At 34.0% G+C, this 16,736-nt stretch carries 15 protein-coding genes; 3 read left to right on the top strand and 12 right to left on the bottom strand.

What is annotated here, in order from left to right; translation table 11 throughout:
- Window positions 1–384: 384 nt before the first annotated feature.
- The 9 genes from CKV71_RS01160 to CKV71_RS01200 all read right to left on the bottom strand — a co-directional run bounded on the left by CKV71_RS01160 (window position 385) and on the right by CKV71_RS01200 (window position 9,409).
- Window positions 385–1,629, bottom strand: coding sequence for an aminoacyltransferase (locus CKV71_RS01160; RefSeq protein WP_095102967.1), 1,245 nt, complete (start codon window positions 1,627–1,629; stop codon window positions 385–387).
- 281 nt (window positions 1,630–1,910) lie between these two features.
- On the bottom strand, window positions 1,911–3,509 hold the full coding sequence (locus tag CKV71_RS01165) for a gamma-glutamyltransferase (protein WP_095102969.1): 1,599 nt from the start codon (window positions 3,507–3,509) through the stop codon (window positions 1,911–1,913).
- Window positions 3,490–3,669: a hypothetical protein gene (locus tag CKV71_RS01170; protein ID WP_095102971.1), complete on the bottom strand. Its 180-nt coding sequence runs from the start codon at window positions 3,667–3,669 to the stop codon at window positions 3,490–3,492. Before CKV71_RS01170 ends, CKV71_RS01165 begins: the two co-directional genes overlap by 20 nt.
- Window positions 3,659–4,729, bottom strand: coding sequence for a CapA family protein (locus CKV71_RS01175; RefSeq protein ID WP_095102973.1), 1,071 nt, complete (start codon window positions 4,727–4,729; stop codon window positions 3,659–3,661). The genes CKV71_RS01170 and CKV71_RS01175 overlap by 11 nt, the downstream gene beginning before the upstream one ends.
- 14 nt (window positions 4,730–4,743) lie before the next feature.
- Window positions 4,744–5,196, bottom strand: a complete 453-nt coding sequence (pgsC, locus tag CKV71_RS01180; RefSeq protein ID WP_070704283.1) for a poly-gamma-glutamate biosynthesis protein PgsC — start codon at window positions 5,194–5,196, stop codon at window positions 4,744–4,746.
- A 1-nt stretch (window position 5,197) separates the two neighbouring features.
- Complete coding sequence (gene pgsB / locus CKV71_RS01185) at window positions 5,198–6,355, bottom strand: poly-gamma-glutamate synthase PgsB (RefSeq protein ID WP_095102975.1); 1,158 nt, start codon at window positions 6,353–6,355, stop codon at window positions 5,198–5,200.
- 518 nt (window positions 6,356–6,873) lie between these two features.
- Complete coding sequence (locus CKV71_RS01190) at window positions 6,874–8,019, bottom strand: hypothetical protein (protein WP_095102977.1); 1,146 nt, start codon at window positions 8,017–8,019, stop codon at window positions 6,874–6,876.
- A 117-nt stretch (window positions 8,020–8,136) separates the two neighbouring features.
- Window positions 8,137–8,601: a hypothetical protein gene (locus CKV71_RS01195; RefSeq protein ID WP_095102979.1), complete on the bottom strand. Its 465-nt coding sequence runs from the start codon at window positions 8,599–8,601 to the stop codon at window positions 8,137–8,139.
- Entirely contained in the window at window positions 8,579–9,409 is an 831-nt protein-coding gene (locus CKV71_RS01200; protein WP_095102981.1) for a DUF3100 domain-containing protein, read from the bottom strand. The genes CKV71_RS01195 and CKV71_RS01200 overlap by 23 nt, the downstream gene beginning before the upstream one ends.
- Window positions 9,410–9,575: 166 nt before the next feature.
- Here CKV71_RS01200 and CKV71_RS01205 point away from each other — a divergent pair, with 166 nt between their 5' ends.
- Window positions 9,576–10,376, top strand: coding sequence for a hypothetical protein (locus CKV71_RS01205; RefSeq protein ID WP_095102986.1), 801 nt, complete (start codon window positions 9,576–9,578; stop codon window positions 10,374–10,376).
- A 60-nt stretch (window positions 10,377–10,436) separates the two neighbouring features.
- Here the strand turns inward: CKV71_RS01205 and dcm are convergent, their stop codons facing one another.
- The 3 genes from dcm to CKV71_RS01220 all read right to left on the bottom strand — a co-directional run bounded on the left by dcm (window position 10,437) and on the right by CKV71_RS01220 (window position 13,949).
- Window positions 10,437–11,672 carry a DNA (cytosine-5-)-methyltransferase gene (gene dcm, locus CKV71_RS01210; RefSeq protein ID WP_095102990.1) on the bottom strand — a complete coding sequence of 412 codons (1,236 nt, stop codon included), beginning with the start codon at window positions 11,670–11,672 and terminating at the stop codon, window positions 10,437–10,439.
- 91 nt (window positions 11,673–11,763) lie between these two features.
- Window positions 11,764–13,236 carry a Sau3AI family type II restriction endonuclease gene (locus CKV71_RS01215; RefSeq protein ID WP_095102994.1) on the bottom strand — a complete coding sequence of 491 codons (1,473 nt, stop codon included), beginning with the start codon at window positions 13,234–13,236 and terminating at the stop codon, window positions 11,764–11,766.
- Entirely contained in the window at window positions 13,233–13,949 is a 717-nt protein-coding gene (locus tag CKV71_RS01220) for a hypothetical protein (RefSeq protein WP_095102998.1), read from the bottom strand. The genes CKV71_RS01215 and CKV71_RS01220 overlap by 4 nt, the downstream gene beginning before the upstream one ends.
- 293 nt (window positions 13,950–14,242) lie before the next feature.
- On the opposite strand from CKV71_RS01220, the gene CKV71_RS01225 reads away from it, so the two are divergent.
- Together CKV71_RS01225 and CKV71_RS01230 are read left to right on the top strand one after the other, a co-directional pair.
- Window positions 14,243–15,205, top strand: coding sequence for a hypothetical protein (locus CKV71_RS01225; RefSeq protein WP_095103002.1), 963 nt, complete (start codon window positions 14,243–14,245; stop codon window positions 15,203–15,205).
- Complete coding sequence (locus CKV71_RS01230; RefSeq protein WP_095103006.1) at window positions 15,195–16,724, top strand: DISARM anti-phage system protein DrmE domain-containing protein; 1,530 nt, start codon at window positions 15,195–15,197, stop codon at window positions 16,722–16,724. Before CKV71_RS01225 ends, CKV71_RS01230 begins: the two co-directional genes overlap by 11 nt.
- Window positions 16,725–16,736: the final 12 nt, after the last annotated feature.

Here is a 16,736-nt window from a genome sequence, read left to right on the forward strand (position 1 = left end):
CTGCAGAAGTAGGGATGGGGCATTACTTTGCCGCATCCCTTTTTTTACATAAGGAAGATTGTGAAACTGTATAGGCGAGGAAGACGCGCCTCAACACTTTTGCCTCAAACTGTATAGGCGAGAGAGTCGCGCCTCAACACTTTCGCCTCAAACTGTATAGGCAAGAGAGTCGCGCCTCAACACTTTCGCCTCAAACTGTATAGGCGAGGAAGACGCGCCTCAACACTTTTGCCTCAAACTGTATAGGCGGGAGAATCGCGCCTCAACACTTTCGCCTCAAACTGTATAGGCGAGGAAGACGCGCCTCAACACTTTCGCCTCAAACTGTATAAGTAGAGGGGCTATGACAAATTAATGTCACAGCCCCTGATAACATAGCAACGTTTAACGATCCTTATTCAAAAATTGATAAATCTTATAAAAGAAAGGCTTAATCGGTTTGACGAAATCTCCAATATATTCTTCAATATTTGCATTAAAGCCCTCTTTGAATCTTTGAACACCGAAGTCTTCCGCGTCTTCGCTGAAATCTCCAGTAACTCCATAGAAATTATAACGGTCAATCCCATGTTCTTTGGCAAATTTAATCATTTCCCATTGTAAGCGGTAAGCACCCATATAGGCATTATATTTAGGGTTGGAACCGCTCGATAAATAATAGACTTCATGATTATTATAAATATAGAGTGCAGCAGCAAGATTCAACACCGGACCGTCTGACTCAATTAAAGCAGCTGTTTCTTTCTGTTTCTTTTGTTTGCTATTAAGTTGTTGTTCCAGCTGCTGTCGTTTTGATTTAGACTTTTTAGAATTAGGATTTTCTTCCAAATCGCCTAATACCTCATTCAAGTTCTGTGTCAGCTCATCAATTTTACGCTGTTGAATCGTTAAGAGCTCATTCAAATCGATATACGCAAGTTTCAAGAAGGCTTGGTCGCCATAGGTTTTTTGCATTTTTTCGAAATAATCTTGGTCTCTGAATGTAAAGCCGTGTTTTTCTTCAGCCATTTTAAACAATTCGAAAAACTGATCTGTGTCTTCAATAGGTAATGTGCGGACTTGGACATTCATCTCGTAAGTCTTTTTAATATTTCTGCGTGTTTGATAATCCATTTCTTTTAACAATGTATCTTCTGATTTTCCTTTTAAGTTGAGCACTGACAACCAACGGATTTGACTGGTTTGCGAATAACCCACAGTTAATCCTTGATACTGATAACCTAAATCTTCTAATAATTGGACGACTGCACGGTTATCTTTAGATTCAATGATTTCTCCAGTAGCGGTTCTGATGTTTTCAAGAAGATACGGATCAGCGAGTACATATAAACAATTCTGCTGCTTTAAATAAGTAGTTAAATTTTTAAAGAAAAAATCTACCAAGTTCAGATTGTTAAAGTCGAGAATTGGACCTCTATGCGTGTAGAAATATTTAAAGAACTTTAAACTTCTGGCTTCAGTGAGTAAACAAGCAGCAACAACTGCTCCATTCTCTTTAACACCCACTAAGTGAACATCATGCTGATTCTCGTTTCTATAATCGTAATGTGTTTTACTTTGCGTATAATGCGAAAAATTGCTTTTAGTAAAATCGTCAAACTCATTTGCTGTTAATGTAACAAACTCCATATTTATAATCGGCCTTTCTATTTGGGTTTTAGACAATCTTTTATATATTAATTATCATAAGATAATAGTTGCTACAATTCAACAAAATATGTGTAAATATGTTATATATTTAAAATTATACAACGACTAATAAGTTGCGGAGTCGACGTCACATCCTCAGAACATATAAAAATTACGCCCCAGAAACAACAGATTGTTTCTGAGGCGCTACCCCTTTGTAAGAATTTTGCGGGGCGGGAAGACGAAATAATTTTGTTCAAAAATTATTTCTGTCCCGCTCCCTAACGTACTTCTACGTCATGACCGGTTTCTGTTTTCTTATCTTTCTTGAAGTAAGTGGCACCTTGGACACTGCCGAAGTTAGGATTATCAAAGCTGTTCTGCGGCTTGAATCCTAAGTCTTTAAATGTCTTGATGTCTTTATCAGACATACCATCTTCATAGTAAAGATTTTTCCCATCATTATAGAAACGCGGTTTATTAATAGTTGCTTGTAAAGAATCATTGCCTCTTAAGTAAGTAGACAAGACTTCGTGCATCATCGTCGGCACTTTATTGCCGCCCGGTGTGCCTGCACCTACGTAATAATTATCGCCGACTGTAATAGTAGGTGAGATAAAGGAACGTGGTGCTTTATGTGCCCCGCCGTGGTTAGCACTAGCAGGTGCTTTAGAGAAACGTTTCAAGGCATTATTCATAAAGAAGCCTTGCTTCGTATAATCTCCTGAACCGAAGAAGTTATTCAAGGTATTGGTAGAGCTTGTCATTTTACCTTGCTTATCGACTACTACGAAGTGAGAACCTGCTGTATTAACTTGACCTTGCAGTCCGAATTTATTCTTCAGTTTCTTGTATTGCTCAGCACGCTTGGTAAGATAACTGTCATCCATATGTTTATCGTTGTTGTCTTCTTTGCCATTGACGAGATAGCGGTTCTTGAAGTTCACGTTACGTGCTTCCACAACACTTTCGATAAAGTCTTTACGATTGTCTTCACCTAAATTACCATTGATAGATTGATCAATTTTCAAGGCTTGCAATGTCAGCATACCGCTTGTCGGATTAGGTGATGTATAAACCGTATTTCCCAGGTAATTAGTAGAAATCGGTTTCTTCTCTTTCGTTTTATAATCTTTAAAGTCTCGGGCCGTTAAGCTGTCTTTAGATTGTTTCGCGATGTTCTCTCCCATCTCTTTGTAAAAATAATCATCGCCTTTATCTCGAATGTCTTTTAAAGTGTTGGCAAGATGTTCTTGCTTCACGACATCTCCCGTTTTCAGAACCTGTCCGTCTTTAAAGAATGGAGAGTTCTTATCAATGTTGCCGCTGTATTTAGATAGCAATTTGGCTAAATCATTGTTGACCTGGAAGCCGTCTTCCGCAAGGGGAATGACGTAATTCAAGATTTTCTTCTCACTCATACTGCCTTCCTTTTGATGCATGTCATGCATCCCTTTAACAAAGCCTGGAACACCGATTTCTTGTCCATTCTTATAGTTGTAAGAAGACATAGCGCTATAATCATAAACTTTCGGTTGAGAATTCTTCTTCCCGTCGTAAGTCAGTGACGTACCTTCACCGCCGAGTCCTGCCGCATAAGGCTCAGTTACAGCAAGTGTATAAGCGACACCGTAAGCAGCATCGGCAGAATTACCGCCGTCTTGAATAATTTTATTGCCGACTTCACGGGCAATTTTATTATTGGTAGAGACGCCGTAATTCTTGTCCGCATTCTTCTTATTATGTTGCGCCAGTTTATTTTCATATAATTTATCTTTATCGACTTGGTCTTCTTTGTTTAAAAAGTAAAAACCAATCGAGACAAGCAGGGTCAGAATGAGAATGACCCCAAGCACTTTCTTATTGTAGATGCTTTTCATGAGAGTGACCTCCCGTTAAGGAAACGTGTTTCTCTGTTTTAAGGTCGTGCTTTTCATATTTATCTAAAGGCTCGTTCGCATTACTCATGACGATGAGCAGGAAAATTGCCACCATGACCAAAACAATCACACCGTAGAGAATGTAATTCTTAACTTTCATATGTGTAACCTCCTTTAGTTTCTTTCATTTTGATAGATGGATCAGCAATACGATTTTCTAGTTTTTTCTTTTCAACTGGATTCATCTTATCTCTTGTGACCTTATCTCCAGAGGTGCGGATAGGGGTGATTAAGAAATCACTCTTCTTACCGTTCCAGGATTGCTGCACGGCAATGCTTTTCTTGTTCTCTGATAAGAAATCATCAGAAGTAACATTACCGAGACTGTAGAAAATATTAGTGCCTTTATGTTTCTCAATCTTCTGTACTACAGTATTATGGCCGAGTACCACATCTGCGCCTGCATCAGCTAATGCATGGCCATATTCTTTCTGACGATCTGTCACATTAGGTTCATCTGGAATGCCCCAATCGACATTGACGATAACCATGTCATTGTCTTGTTTCAGCTTTTTCACCAATGGAATAAAGATTTTAGGATCTAAAGCAATAGAGGTTGTCGATTTCTTAGGGTTCGCATATTTAGAACTAATGTCAGTGAAAGAAACCGTAGCAACTTTCTTACCTTTGACTGTCTTATGTGTGACTTTACTATTTAATGGGTTGGAACCATTACCTGTAATAAAGTTGTAGCCATATTTAGAATTGGCTTGTTTCTCAATTTGTTTGATTTCTTCAAGGTCGACTGAATTATTGGTCAAGTTGAGACTGTTAAAGCCGGTGTCTTTCAAGAAATCAATATTTTTCAAGTTACGTTGAATGTTCTTCTTAGGATCATCTGAAACTTTGTTGATGTTCAAGCTTGCAGAGGCATAATCACTTTGTTGAATCGTATGATGAATCGCACTGAACATATCGCTCAAGTCATTCTGTCTGATTTGCTTGTTCAATGTCACATTTCCAAAATAAGAGAAATGAATGTCATCTTTATTCTTCGCAAAGACGTCTAACTTATTCGTTTTAAAGGTTGCCATCAGAATAATAAGAAGAATTAAAGCGACAGCCAGCACGACTAACATCAATTTAGAATTATGCTTCTTCTGGTTCTTAGATTTCTTCAGAATCCAATTCTCTATGTTAAACGGTTGTTTATTCGACATAATGAATCTCCTTATTATTTGATAAAGCTATAAGCAAATAAAATAACGTACGTGATACATGTCAGCAGCATACATGAAGCTAATGTCGTGATGGTACCTTGTTTCTGAATCGTATTCGCAATGATACCAGGGATGACAATACCGATACCAGATATCTGGACGACTTCAAATGGGGTCAACGGATAAATTAAATCGAACAGGAATTTCAGAATCATTCCCGTCAGAATCATCGCTGCGAACTTTCTGCGTCCATAAAGAATGGCGACACGACTGATACCGTGTGCCACGATAAAATAAGTTAAACAACTGATAACCAGCACAGATAACAACATAATCGGCTGATCAAAGATTAAAGCTAAATAACCAGGAACCACTAGTCCTGCAGGGTTAATACCGAATTTCTCAGCAAAGATCAAACTCAGTACAATACCTACAAATAATGAAAAATATAACTCGGAACCTACCAACTTAATCCAACCCTTCCAATAAATTAACGACTTTCTTGCCGTTTCCGTGTATATTTCCGACGCAGAATACTAAGGCATTTTCAGATTCTGCATAAATAGCTTTCTCAACTTCTTCAAAAGGCTTACCTTCGAAATTCAAGTACTTCTTGTCTGGTTGTGATTTCATGACTTCAGTCACCAGCTGCGTACTTTTACCGACACAAATCAAAGTGTCGTAATCGACTTCAGTAATAAAGTTTTCAGCGAAGAGTTTGGTTCTATCTAATCTGTCGCCACGACAGTTTAAAATAATGACTTTCTTCTCGAACGGATATTTATAATCAATGACTTTTTGCAAGATGGCTTTAGTAGATTGCGGTTCATTCGCCGCAAAGGCATTGACGAAAATATTCTTCGTATCATTCTTATGATAATAGTGTATATGTACGGCACCGCTATCTGGTGGCGCATTCAACATCCCTTTGAGTGCTGTGTCTGTGTTAGCTCCGACAGCTTCCGCAACACCCATGGCGATGGCCACATTATCAGGGAAGACAATGTAATCAAATTCACGTAACAAGGATTCTTCAACTTCATCTCTATCTACGACAATTGTTTCGGTGTTTCTCTTGTCGGCTTCTTTCTTGAAAAAATCTGTGTAATCATCTTTCATGACAATCAACTTGCCGTTATAGGGAATCGTGGCTGTGAATGCTTCGGCCACTTCATCCAAGGTAGGACCTAAAGTTTCCATGTGGTCTTCCATGACGTTGACGATGACACCAATATTGGCTTTCAATAATTGGTTCTGGAAAATGATTTGGTAATCGGGGTTTACAGCCATGCATTCATTAACAATGGCTTCACCGCCGTTATCATTTACATTTTGCAGTATGTCTTTTTGTTCACCGATATTCGGACCTTGAGGTTTCCGAACAACCGGATATTCTTCTTCGTCAAACCAATACAACATTCTTGCGTCTGTTCCGGTGGTTTTACCGATGACTTTGTAGTTATCTTCACGCAGTATGCCGTAAATCAGACGCGTGATGGTGGACTTGCCGCGAATGCCATTAATGTTAATCCGTATGGGGATTTTATTGATGCGTTTCTTATGAATATATATTTCTCTTATGCCAAGAATTAAGATCAAAGCAGTAAATATCACAACCAACAACAACGTTTTTCACCTCGTCAAAATTTTTTACTTGCACATGTTATCACAGCGAAAATAAAAATAATTCAGTTTTACCTAATTGTAAAACTCTGTATTATTTGTTATCTAAGTTAAATTAAAGGTAATTAATTTTACTTGACAGTATATATAAATGGAATAAATGCCTTTTTGACAGTTTTTTGAATGGATTTACATTTTTAAAAAAGTTATCTAAGCTAACCGTCGAATGAAGTGTCATTCATTTTAAAATTTATAGAATCTTTTCAAACTACCGTTAGTCTGTAATATTTGTAACATTCGTAACATCCTTTGCGCCGCAAGAGATTACAGGGTATCAACTATGTTTGGAAAGTAGTGCTGAAGCCTCTTATGTTTCTGAAAAATTACACATAAATATCGGATTAAAACCATTAACGCACTTATTTTACTTACAGATATAGTCAAAGTAGAAGCAATAAAAGTAGGGGGCAATATTACAGAGGATATAAAAAAGCCTGAGACAAAGGAAATGTCTCAGGAAATTAGATGTTAGAAAGGTGCTGTTGCAGTTCTTGACGTTTAAGCTTTTCATTCTCTTCAATAATAGAATAGAGCGTCGGATTGGTAATCATCAACAAGTCATATTGATTGCCGCCATAATAGCTGATACGACATAAATCTTTATAACGCACTGTTTGATGATGGTGCACTTGAGCGATAACATTTCTATAAAGCGTTTCAGCTTTATGCGCGTTGGAATCAGATTTTTTCTTCATAATGGCATTAGAGAAGTTCACAGCGATAATAGAAACCAGTCCATAGAACGTAATGAGACCAATATAATGATCAGTCACTAAAGTCTTGATAGCTTTATTAGTTTGATTCAATTCATGATCATTGGTGAAAAGTTCTTCCAGCCATTGCGGTGCTTTAAAGAGACTATCAGATGAAAAACCAGCGATTTGAAAGAAATCAAATTTATCAATCAACTGTTCTATTGCTAAAATCAATACAATCACTAAGAGGTTGGGCAAGTATTCGAATAACGCAGAAACTTGATTGCTCTTTCTGAGTGAATAAGGATTTAAAACAAAGCCTGCTAAAATTACAGTAAAAGTAATACTGACGAGAATAAAGGATGGGACGAGAATATATGGCTTCCATGCAAAGGCAAACAAAGTGCTATGAATCATCAATATCGCAATCACTGTAAATAGTTGATTCGTTATTACGAGTAATAACTGGTAACGATTCAAGATATAGATGAAGAAAGCGATAATCAGGACAATAAAGATAAAGGTTGATAAGATATCGACGATTGATGTCAGCAGACCCGGATTAATGAGCCAAGCAAAGGGTGCAGTCGCAACGGAAAAAAGTATTAAGGTGTAGCTTATCAATTTTAAAATCTTTTTATTACGCAATGTCGTCAACTTTGTGAAATAAGCTTTGTCTTTATCTGTAATCAACCAATACAGATAATCCGCTTTATCTTGCTTATATAATTGATAGCTGTGCCAATCTTTACGATAATCTTTCTTTTTAAAATAGAAATAAATGATGATGATTGAAGTAATAGATGCGCACCATAAACTGATGGTTGAATTGATTAATAAAGTCAAAAGACTTACGGCGAGCCCGATAATTAAAGTTTGATTATATACATTGATGTTCTTAAACCATTTCACAACTTAGCCACCCTCATATTGATAAGTATTACTTTTATAATAAATTATAAATAAACCTATGCACAATATATAACACTTGGGAGCGGGACAAAATAGGGTCCCACTCCCTCATAATTTCTATATAATTCCTTGAAGTTTCAAAACGATTTGAGCGACTACAGCGGAACCGACATAAGTACCCATCAATACAACTAGGCCGACTACCACTGTTCTCCAACCCAGCTTCGCAAAGTCTGCCCAAGAATTACCAATAGAAATACCTGCATACGCTACAACAGGCGTACATAAAGCCATCAATTCCACATTATGTGTCCAATGTACCAGTTGTGCTGAACCCGGTACGCCAGGAATGGTAAGGATGAGTCCCAAGATACCAATGTAAGCAATGCTCGGAATATTCAAGGGAACGAGCTTTTGTATAATCATGCCCACAAGCGCGATACCCATTAAAGCTAAGATGCCTGGTACTGCCTTCTGCGGCATAATTTCCTGACCAATCCAATTACTGACAAGTGCAATAATACCGACGATAACCAATGTTAGTGACCAATTCACAATATTAGATGTTAGTTTCGCTTGCATTGTGCTCACCCTTTCTCATTCTGGCTTTTTCTTTCATACGCATCATACCGGTGTAATAGCGGACTGTGAGTGGCAAGGCGATAAGCATGCTCATATAGAGACCCGTGACGGAAGTTAAGAGATTGCTGACGCCTGAGAAAGCTTTAATGTCACTTGCGTAGTTCGGAAACATCTCAATCAACGGACCAACTGCTGCTGCAGACATGACACCGCTGCCGACACCCGTGGCCATAGCGTAAGAGAGGGGGTGAAGCGGTAAGATAGATGCGATAATTCCGGAAAAAATACTAAAGAAAATCGCTCCGAAAATTGTACCGAAAATATACATAGACATCACACCGCGCCATTCAGGCGACTCAATACCATATTTCTCAGTTATTAAAGCCATACTAGATTCACGACCAATAGAGTGCGTCATTCCAATCGATTCACGTTTCAAACCCAACATAATGGCAAGTGGTAGAGACAATAGAATCGTACCGAGATTACCAAACTCTTGCAGAATCAACGCAGGACCGGCCGCGATAATTTTAGGCAACGCAGGACCTGCTTCCGTACCAAACTTCGCAATTAAAACCGCAACTGAAATAAAGACCATAGGCTCCGAATTCTTCGCTTGCTTCTGTTTAACCATAGGAGTGAAATAAGCTGCTAAACCTAGAACAACTCCATAAACCACAGGTAATAATAAGATTGACGTCACCCCAAGCGGAATTTTAAATGGGCCGATCAATTCACAAATCACAACAATGGCTAATACTAATCCATGTAAACGCCAATCTTTCCATAGACGATGTTCTTGTTCCATAGCTATCTCCTCCTATTTATAATATTTAACTTATAATTCAGAATAAACTGAAAATTAATGAATGAAACGAGTATAGCATGGAAGAGAGGAGAAGTGAAGGGGGGTCTCTAGTGACTCTATTATTTAAGGCGAATATATAGTAATTTAAATAGTAGGGGGTAGAATAGTGAAAATAATTCAAAGTATACTAGAAGCATTCAGTGCGAAAGCTTCTGAAGAAACAAAAGAATATTTAGGAACAGAGACTATGGAAAAAGGGGCACAGCTAATTACTGATGTCACAGTGGATTCTATTACTGGATTAATTCCTTACATTGGACCACAAATCTTGAATTTTAAAGCCAGACAAGCAATCACCAATCAGAAGATTTTCATGGAAGAAATAAAAAAAAGACTGAATATTTTGGAGAAGGCTGTAGAAGAAGGTGGAGAAGAATATCAACAAAAAATTGATAATATATTTTTAATTGGTTCTGATGCAACTAATAGGTGTATGCAAGAAGATAAAATAAAATACATTGCAAATGGTGTTTTGAATTCAATAGATAATGATTATTCATTTGATATGTCAATATTATATTTTTCAATTCTAGATAAAATAACTATATTAGAAATCGAAATATTGAACAATTTAAAAATCCCTTATTATGAAAGAAAAGAAAATTACAAAAGTGAAATAATTAAAAAATTCAATATAACTGAAGAAGGTTATACAGCTGCTAAATATAACTTGATAAAAGTTGGTTTATTAGAGAGCAGAACAGAAAACTATATACAGCATGATATAGATAATATCTTAAAATCTTTATTAGATGCTCAAAAAGATATTAATGAAATCAGTAATTTTTTAAAGAATAAGAGTAAAAAATTAAAAGTAAGTGGCAATAAGAAGGTTAATAGTAAGACGAAAAATACTATTAAGATTTCTAAACTTGGATCAGACTTTATTAATCACTTCATTAAATAAAAAGTTTTGAAAAGCACATAATAACTAACTTTTTGTAATTCTTATGTGCTTTTTTAATGATTAAAATAATTTCAATTGTGAGAACGTATCTTCATTTTCTTTTTCGATTTGTTCTATTTGGTTACCAATACGCGTGATAAGAGGTACGACAAGTGCATTTCCCATACAGAAGAATCTCATTCTGTCTGGCATTGTGTTCGTCCAATTATCTGGAAAGCCATTTAATCTTTCAGCTTCAATAGGAGTTAAAGTTCTATAAGCATCATTAACTTTTAAGAAATGAGTACTTCTGTTAACAGATCCTTCGCTTGTGAGCATTGTACGAGCTGGTAAATCAAGTGCATCTGTTTCAGACATACCACCTTCGCTAAAGTAATATTCATGACCTGTTTTTGAAGTTCTAAGAATCTTTTTTGGACCACGAAGGTACTGGAATTTTTCGATTTTTTCTTCAGGTATGCTATAGTCAGTTACATTTTCTTCTAGAATTTCACCTAGTGTAATTGATTTTTCATATTTAGGAATGGTATCTATTGTAAGAACTTCACCATTTCGCATAATACCAGAATTATGAAATTGGAAGCTGAACTGTTCAGAAACATCCACTATATCTTTTGAAATATTAGTCTCAGATACACGTTTTTTGTTAGGTTCATTCTCAACAGGGAAGGCTTTAGCAAATAATCCTTGATAATAAATAATGTCTTCTAAAGAATAACGAGAAATATTTTGTCCGTAAGTTAAGTCTCGTTTATAGCCGAAAATAAAAACTCTTCGACGTCTTTGTGCATTACCATAATCAGCTGCATTAATAACACGCCATTCAATATCATAACCTAATTCATTTAATGTAGAGAGCATGACACCAAAATCACGCCCGCGTTGTTTAGAAGGAGATTTTAGTAAGCGATCTACATTTTCTAATAGTAAATACTTAGGCATTGTATTTTGAATGAAACGAACAATTTGCCAAAATAAAACACCTTTTTTACCTTGTATACCAAGCTCGCCGTTCAAACTGCGGGCAACTGAATAATCTTGACAGGGGAAACCGCCAACAATCATATCAACTTCAGTTTCTTCCATTTCTCTGTCAGTTACCTCTGCAATATCTTCATTACTATGTGTGCCTGAAGAAAAGTGGCTCACATAACAATCAAAAGCATGTTGAACTTTTTTTGAAGGTTCCCATTGGTTTGCCCATACAATATCAAACATGTTCTCTTTTGTATTTTCTAATCCAATGCGAAAACCACCGACACCAGCAAATAATTCTGCAACTTTAATTTGTGTCATTATAAGCGCTCCTTCTAAATGATTAATGAAATTATTATATCACATAGCGAACGATCGTTCTAGTATAGAAATTATATAAATTAATCCACTTCTATAACAATTCTTTTAACTGTTTAGCTATGTAATCATTATTGAGCCAAAAGCACTGTTTAGTCATCCAACTGTCGGAATAATTACCATTCGTCGGCTTATTTTTCCATTGGGCTGGAGTGGGCAATTGATCTGCATATTTTCCATTTATAGTGTAGTCTCTTTGAGAAGCGTGTGGACGTACATGACAAATCATTTTGTCGCTTTTCGCAATAAAATTATTTTTTATCGCCCATCCATCTTTGGTGCCTTTATCTTCTCGTGCTAACAATTTTACGCCTTCGTTAAGCTTTTTAACTGTATCTTCCCACACATCCTTAATAAGTCCATCAATATCTGATTCAGGAATACTAAAGAATTTTACACCCTTGAATATATTGGAACTTCCTTCTTTTTTAAAAACAATGAATAGAAATCTTGATTCTCTCAAGAAGTTATTCCATGAAGCTGTTGGAGTCCCGTCTTCATCTTCCCATTGTTCTCGAGCTAAAGCTTTAAATTTGAAAGCAGGGAATGACATACTTTCTTTATTAACATTCTTCTCGTTAAATTGAATAGTTTTTACTTTAATCATAGCTTTTTCAAATTCATCCACTTTATCAAAGGCATCACTATCTTTAGCATTACCTTTTAAATTTAATATGCTTGCGGCAATTTGATAATTTTGACCTTTTGAGCCAGGCTTGATGTCGAATTTCTCACTTAATTTGCTGACAGTTTGTCCGATATATGGCTTGAATTTTTCAATAACAACATCTTCTATTGATTTGTTTTCTGAGATATCTGATTCACGAATAATTGATTCTGTTTCTTCATTACCAAAGATATATTTTCTCAGAATAGAAGTAATGTAACCAGTTTTAAAAGAAAAAGCTCGTTGTTTTGCTAGTTCAACGGAATTAGGTTGAGTACGCATAGATTTATTATTCTTACCTTTTGTACATGGAGATAAATACTGAAAATATCTTTCGCTAAGTTCATGTGCTCTACCTTCTTCAACAAACTTGTGAACAAGTTCCCAGTCTTGTTTAATAATTTCTAAATCTTTCTCATTTTTTTCAAGTTCGAATAGTGCGGTTTCTTTAAAACTCCAGTCGCTTTTGGGTAATTCTAGTTCTTTCTCGTAAAAACCTAATTGGATTCTCTTATTTTTAAACAAAAACTTACTATTTTTAAAATCTTCACGTAAAATATCTTCATAATTTATAATATTTAAAACTAAACGCTCTGCAGCACTATATTGTCCGTTTTTCATTTTTTTAATAGGAGTGGCCTTTAATTCCACTCCTGCTTCAGCCATATCAGGCTGGCTTAAGGAATCTTTTTCCTTACCAAACCAATTTTCAAAAGCATCGCCAAATGAACTTTTAGTATTTGTTACTATTCCATCTTTACTTAAATCTTTTAAAGTTTTGCCAACTATTTCATGTGCACGCTTGTTAACTTTTTCTTTTGTATTATAGCTATTGTTCATATACACTTCACCCACTTGTTATTTAAAGCTTTAGTATAAATATCTAAACAGTCTTCTTTAATGATAAATTTGTAATCTGTAACTTCTTCTAATATATATTTAGGACAAACTATATTAAGAGGACGCTCATTTAATTGAGAAGATACCTTCCAATAAGGGCCTTTATTACCTTTAAGATATACTTTATCGCCAAACTTATTATTAGTTAAAGCTTCTAAAGCTTCAACAGACTTTTGAATATAGCTCGTATTATTGAGTTTATAGTATTTATTAAGAAAAGATTTTAAATTTTGTTTGTTAATCGAAAAAGCTTCAATTTCCTTAATATTATTAAAATATATTTGGCTGTTTGATTTATGGGTTTTACCCCAGCAAAATAAATAAGTATCTGTTTTTGAATATTGATTACCAAATAACCAACCATCTTTAGTGACATTACTGTTGTTAATAAATGATACTTCTAAAACAAATGTCGGCAAGTTTTTATCGAAATATTTATTGGCAGCTTTTTCATCTATATTTACTGCATTACCGTTTTTATATTGAACTGTTAAATCGACGCCTTTAAATTGATTATTCTTATCACAATGATTTCTTTGCAAAGAATGTATAGCTTTAAAATGTTTAGGTAATCGTTTATATAAATATACATCTAAAAATCTTCCGATTTCTTTTTCATCCAATAAATCACTATCAAAGTAACTTTCTGACATAAGTATTTACCCCCAGCAAAGTATTATAGTTTTAGATTTATTATCTATGACCATTTCTAAAATTTCAATAAATGTCGGTAAATTGCTAATTTTAAAAATATACTAAAGTTAGGTGTTAAATAATTATTAAGTGCGTTTTAGTATTGCGCTATGGAAATTTAAACAAAAAATAAATTTTGATTTTTGAGGTAATAAACATTTTGATTTGATAAAATTAAGGAAAGGAAAATAAAAGTTGTATCGTAGCTAATTCGATGAATTATACGTTTTTTTAATTAAAGGGGGAAGCTTTTATGGACGGAGTTACAGAAAAATATAGACTTTCTGAAAATATAACTTGGGAGAACTTAGAGGTTTGGATGAGATTTTTTTATGAAATAGGAAAATTTGTTGAAAATCAAGATAAAATCAACCTCTATATTTCATATATTGAGGATATTTATCCGAGTATTTTTTTAACTAAAGGAGTAATTGATCAATACTTAGAAAATATTAGTTATGACATACCCTCAACTTCCGATGTGTTTCAGTTTGAAATAGGTAATATAGTACTCTACAAATCTGATGAGGAGTGGCTTAAAGCAGAAATTGTTGATATTATTAATGATCCTCTCTATGCAGGGGATACATTAAATCCTCGCTTAAAGCTCAAAGTAACACTCGGTAAGAAGAATCAGTATTTCCCATACGTTCCAAAGAATAGATGGTCTGATAGAATTAAATTGAATTCTAATTTTAAAAGTACGGCAGGAAGTATGGTTAAGATTAACGATAATATCAGCAACTATTTTTCAGAAAAATATAGTGAAGAAGTAGCTTCTTATATACAATCAACGAATTTGATTCTAGTAAATATTATCGGACATAATATTTCAGAAAAGTTCAAAAGCAAACTTCAATTATTAGAGTTTTCCGCTTTCGATTATGCATATAATTTGGAAGAAATATTTTATTTTAATGACGAAGATTTTAGTTACAGAAATATAAATATGATTAAATCAAAACAAAGTAAAAATGATGATAAAAAATTGCCTGTGTCGATTTATGTTGGTAATAACGCTAGTGTAACGATGTTGAACAGTGCTACAAACAGAAATATATTCGTATCCAATCGACGAAATAAAAATTCTATGAGAGAAATTTTATTAAATAATGTAAATACGTCAGTGAAAAATGAAAAACAAGAATTTTTAAGAAAGTACTTAGAAAAAAATGAAGTGAGTATTCCAAAAGGAGTTGAGATTTATGCATACTGATATATTAGAATTTCTTAACGATTATAGTGAATCTACTAATAATATTAAGCAAATAAGAATTGATTCGCCTGAGCTTACTCAACTCCATAAAGTTTATAACAATTTTTATAGAAAACTAGGCAAGTATAATAACGAGTTGAAAGAAGATTTGAAGGTTTTAAAGCCTCTTAATTTTTATTTACAAATTTCTTGTTATGATTATTCTGATGTTATACAAGAAAAATTAAATGAGGAAACAAAAGAGAAAGTAAATGAATTTTTAGGTACGCTTACTTATTTAGATGATCCTACCATTAATCACTTAATCAATCTATTTATAAACTTAATAAAAAATTTTTCGGAAGATAAAGTAAAAAATTTAATAAGCGAAAATGTAGAAAAATTAATTGACGATTATAAAGGTAAGACAATAGCTATTGTTAGTTACGAAGACGTCAAAAAAAAATATTTTTCGAGTGAAGTTGAGGTTTATCAACCTAATATTTTTTTAAAGACAAATAAAATTTTTGATGTAGTTATATTTGTGGGGACCCCTTCGCTTTATCCTGAATTTCAAACCCTATTATTCGGTAAAAAGATATATTACATATCTCATAATAACTTCAATGCTAAGTTTAAAACAGAACAGATTCTAAGCTCAGATTTAAATAGTATTTCGAATTTATACGAAGGAGTAACTTTTAATGGTGAAACTAAAATGAATGTCGATGAACAAGTTGAATATTTAGATAATGAGTCCTTAGAAATAGAAAAAGAAATTAGACTTAATAATATTGTTGAAAAATATTCAAACAATAAAGTATCTGAGATGAATGATAATATCTCTGGTTATTTAATTCCCTTTACGAACGGAAAAGTTTTTATAAGTCCGGAAAATGCTAAGTTACATGTTTTAAGTGTTGAAAATTCTATTGATGATGCAAAAGATTTTAAAGTATTAAAGAAACCTTCAGAAAAATTGAAAGTTAATGATTGGATAATTATAAAAAATTATACTACTGCGACATACTTAGCTAAAGTAGCTAAAAATATAATAGGCGAGAGTAGTTATGATGAGTGTATGACTTATATAAATAATTATAAGTCAGAATTAGTTAGCAAAATGAATGAAATAGGAAATGTCAAATCTTTGTATCGGGATATGAAAAAACATGGTATCAAAATTTCTACCGTTTTATTATTAAAAAATTGGTTGTTTGGGGATACTATAAAGCCTAGAGAGTTAGAAAAAATATTAAATTACTTAAGTTTTTCTGATTATTTGGTTAATAAGACTATAAATGCAGCAGATAAAATCATTCAAGCACATATAACAGCAGGCAGAGAAGTTATTAAAGAATTGAATAAAAAAATTGAAGTCATTGATAACGAAGAGATTATGGAGGAAATGTCAGTAAATGAGGAGTATGTTTTTGACTTGGAAGGAGTGGGAGAATTCTTAATTCAACAAGTACAATATACTCCACAAAAAGTAGATAATATTAGCTCTAAAGATATGTATAAATTAATAGGAAGATAAGATGGGAGCGAA

It is taken from the genome of Staphylococcus piscifermentans, assembly GCF_900186985.1.
In the GTDB taxonomy this organism is placed as follows: Bacteria; Bacillota; Bacilli; order Staphylococcales; family Staphylococcaceae; genus Staphylococcus; species Staphylococcus piscifermentans.

What these genes read in the sequence shown, in the direction of transcription:
- CKV71_RS01160 (WP_095102967.1), bottom strand. Translation starts at nt 1,629, where the DNA reads ATGGAGTTTGTTACATTAACAGCAAATGAGTTTGACGATTTTACTAAA.
- CKV71_RS01165 (WP_095102969.1), bottom strand. Translation starts at nt 3,509, where the DNA reads ATGAAAAGCATCTACAATAAGAAAGTGCTTGGGGTCATTCTCATTCTG.
- CKV71_RS01170 (WP_095102971.1), bottom strand. Translation starts at nt 3,669, where the DNA reads ATGAAAGTTAAGAATTACATTCTCTACGGTGTGATTGTTTTGGTCATG.
- CKV71_RS01175 (WP_095102973.1), bottom strand. Translation starts at nt 4,729, where the DNA reads ATGTCGAATAAACAACCGTTTAACATAGAGAATTGGATTCTGAAGAAA.
- CKV71_RS01195 (WP_095102979.1), bottom strand. Translation starts at nt 8,601, where the DNA reads ATGCAAGCGAAACTAACATCTAATATTGTGAATTGGTCACTAACATTG.
- CKV71_RS01200 (WP_095102981.1), bottom strand. Translation starts at nt 9,409, where the DNA reads ATGGAACAAGAACATCGTCTATGGAAAGATTGGCGTTTACATGGATTA.
- dcm (WP_095102990.1), bottom strand. Translation starts at nt 11,672, where the DNA reads ATGACACAAATTAAAGTTGCAGAATTATTTGCTGGTGTCGGTGGTTTT.
- CKV71_RS01215 (WP_095102994.1), bottom strand. Translation starts at nt 13,236, where the DNA reads ATGAACAATAGCTATAATACAAAAGAAAAAGTTAACAAGCGTGCACAT.
- CKV71_RS01220 (WP_095102998.1), bottom strand. Translation starts at nt 13,949, where the DNA reads ATGTCAGAAAGTTACTTTGATAGTGATTTATTGGATGAAAAAGAAATC.
- CKV71_RS01225 (WP_095103002.1), top strand. Translation starts at nt 14,243, where the DNA reads ATGGACGGAGTTACAGAAAAATATAGACTTTCTGAAAATATAACTTGG.
- CKV71_RS01230 (WP_095103006.1), top strand. Translation starts at nt 15,195, where the DNA reads ATGCATACTGATATATTAGAATTTCTTAACGATTATAGTGAATCTACT.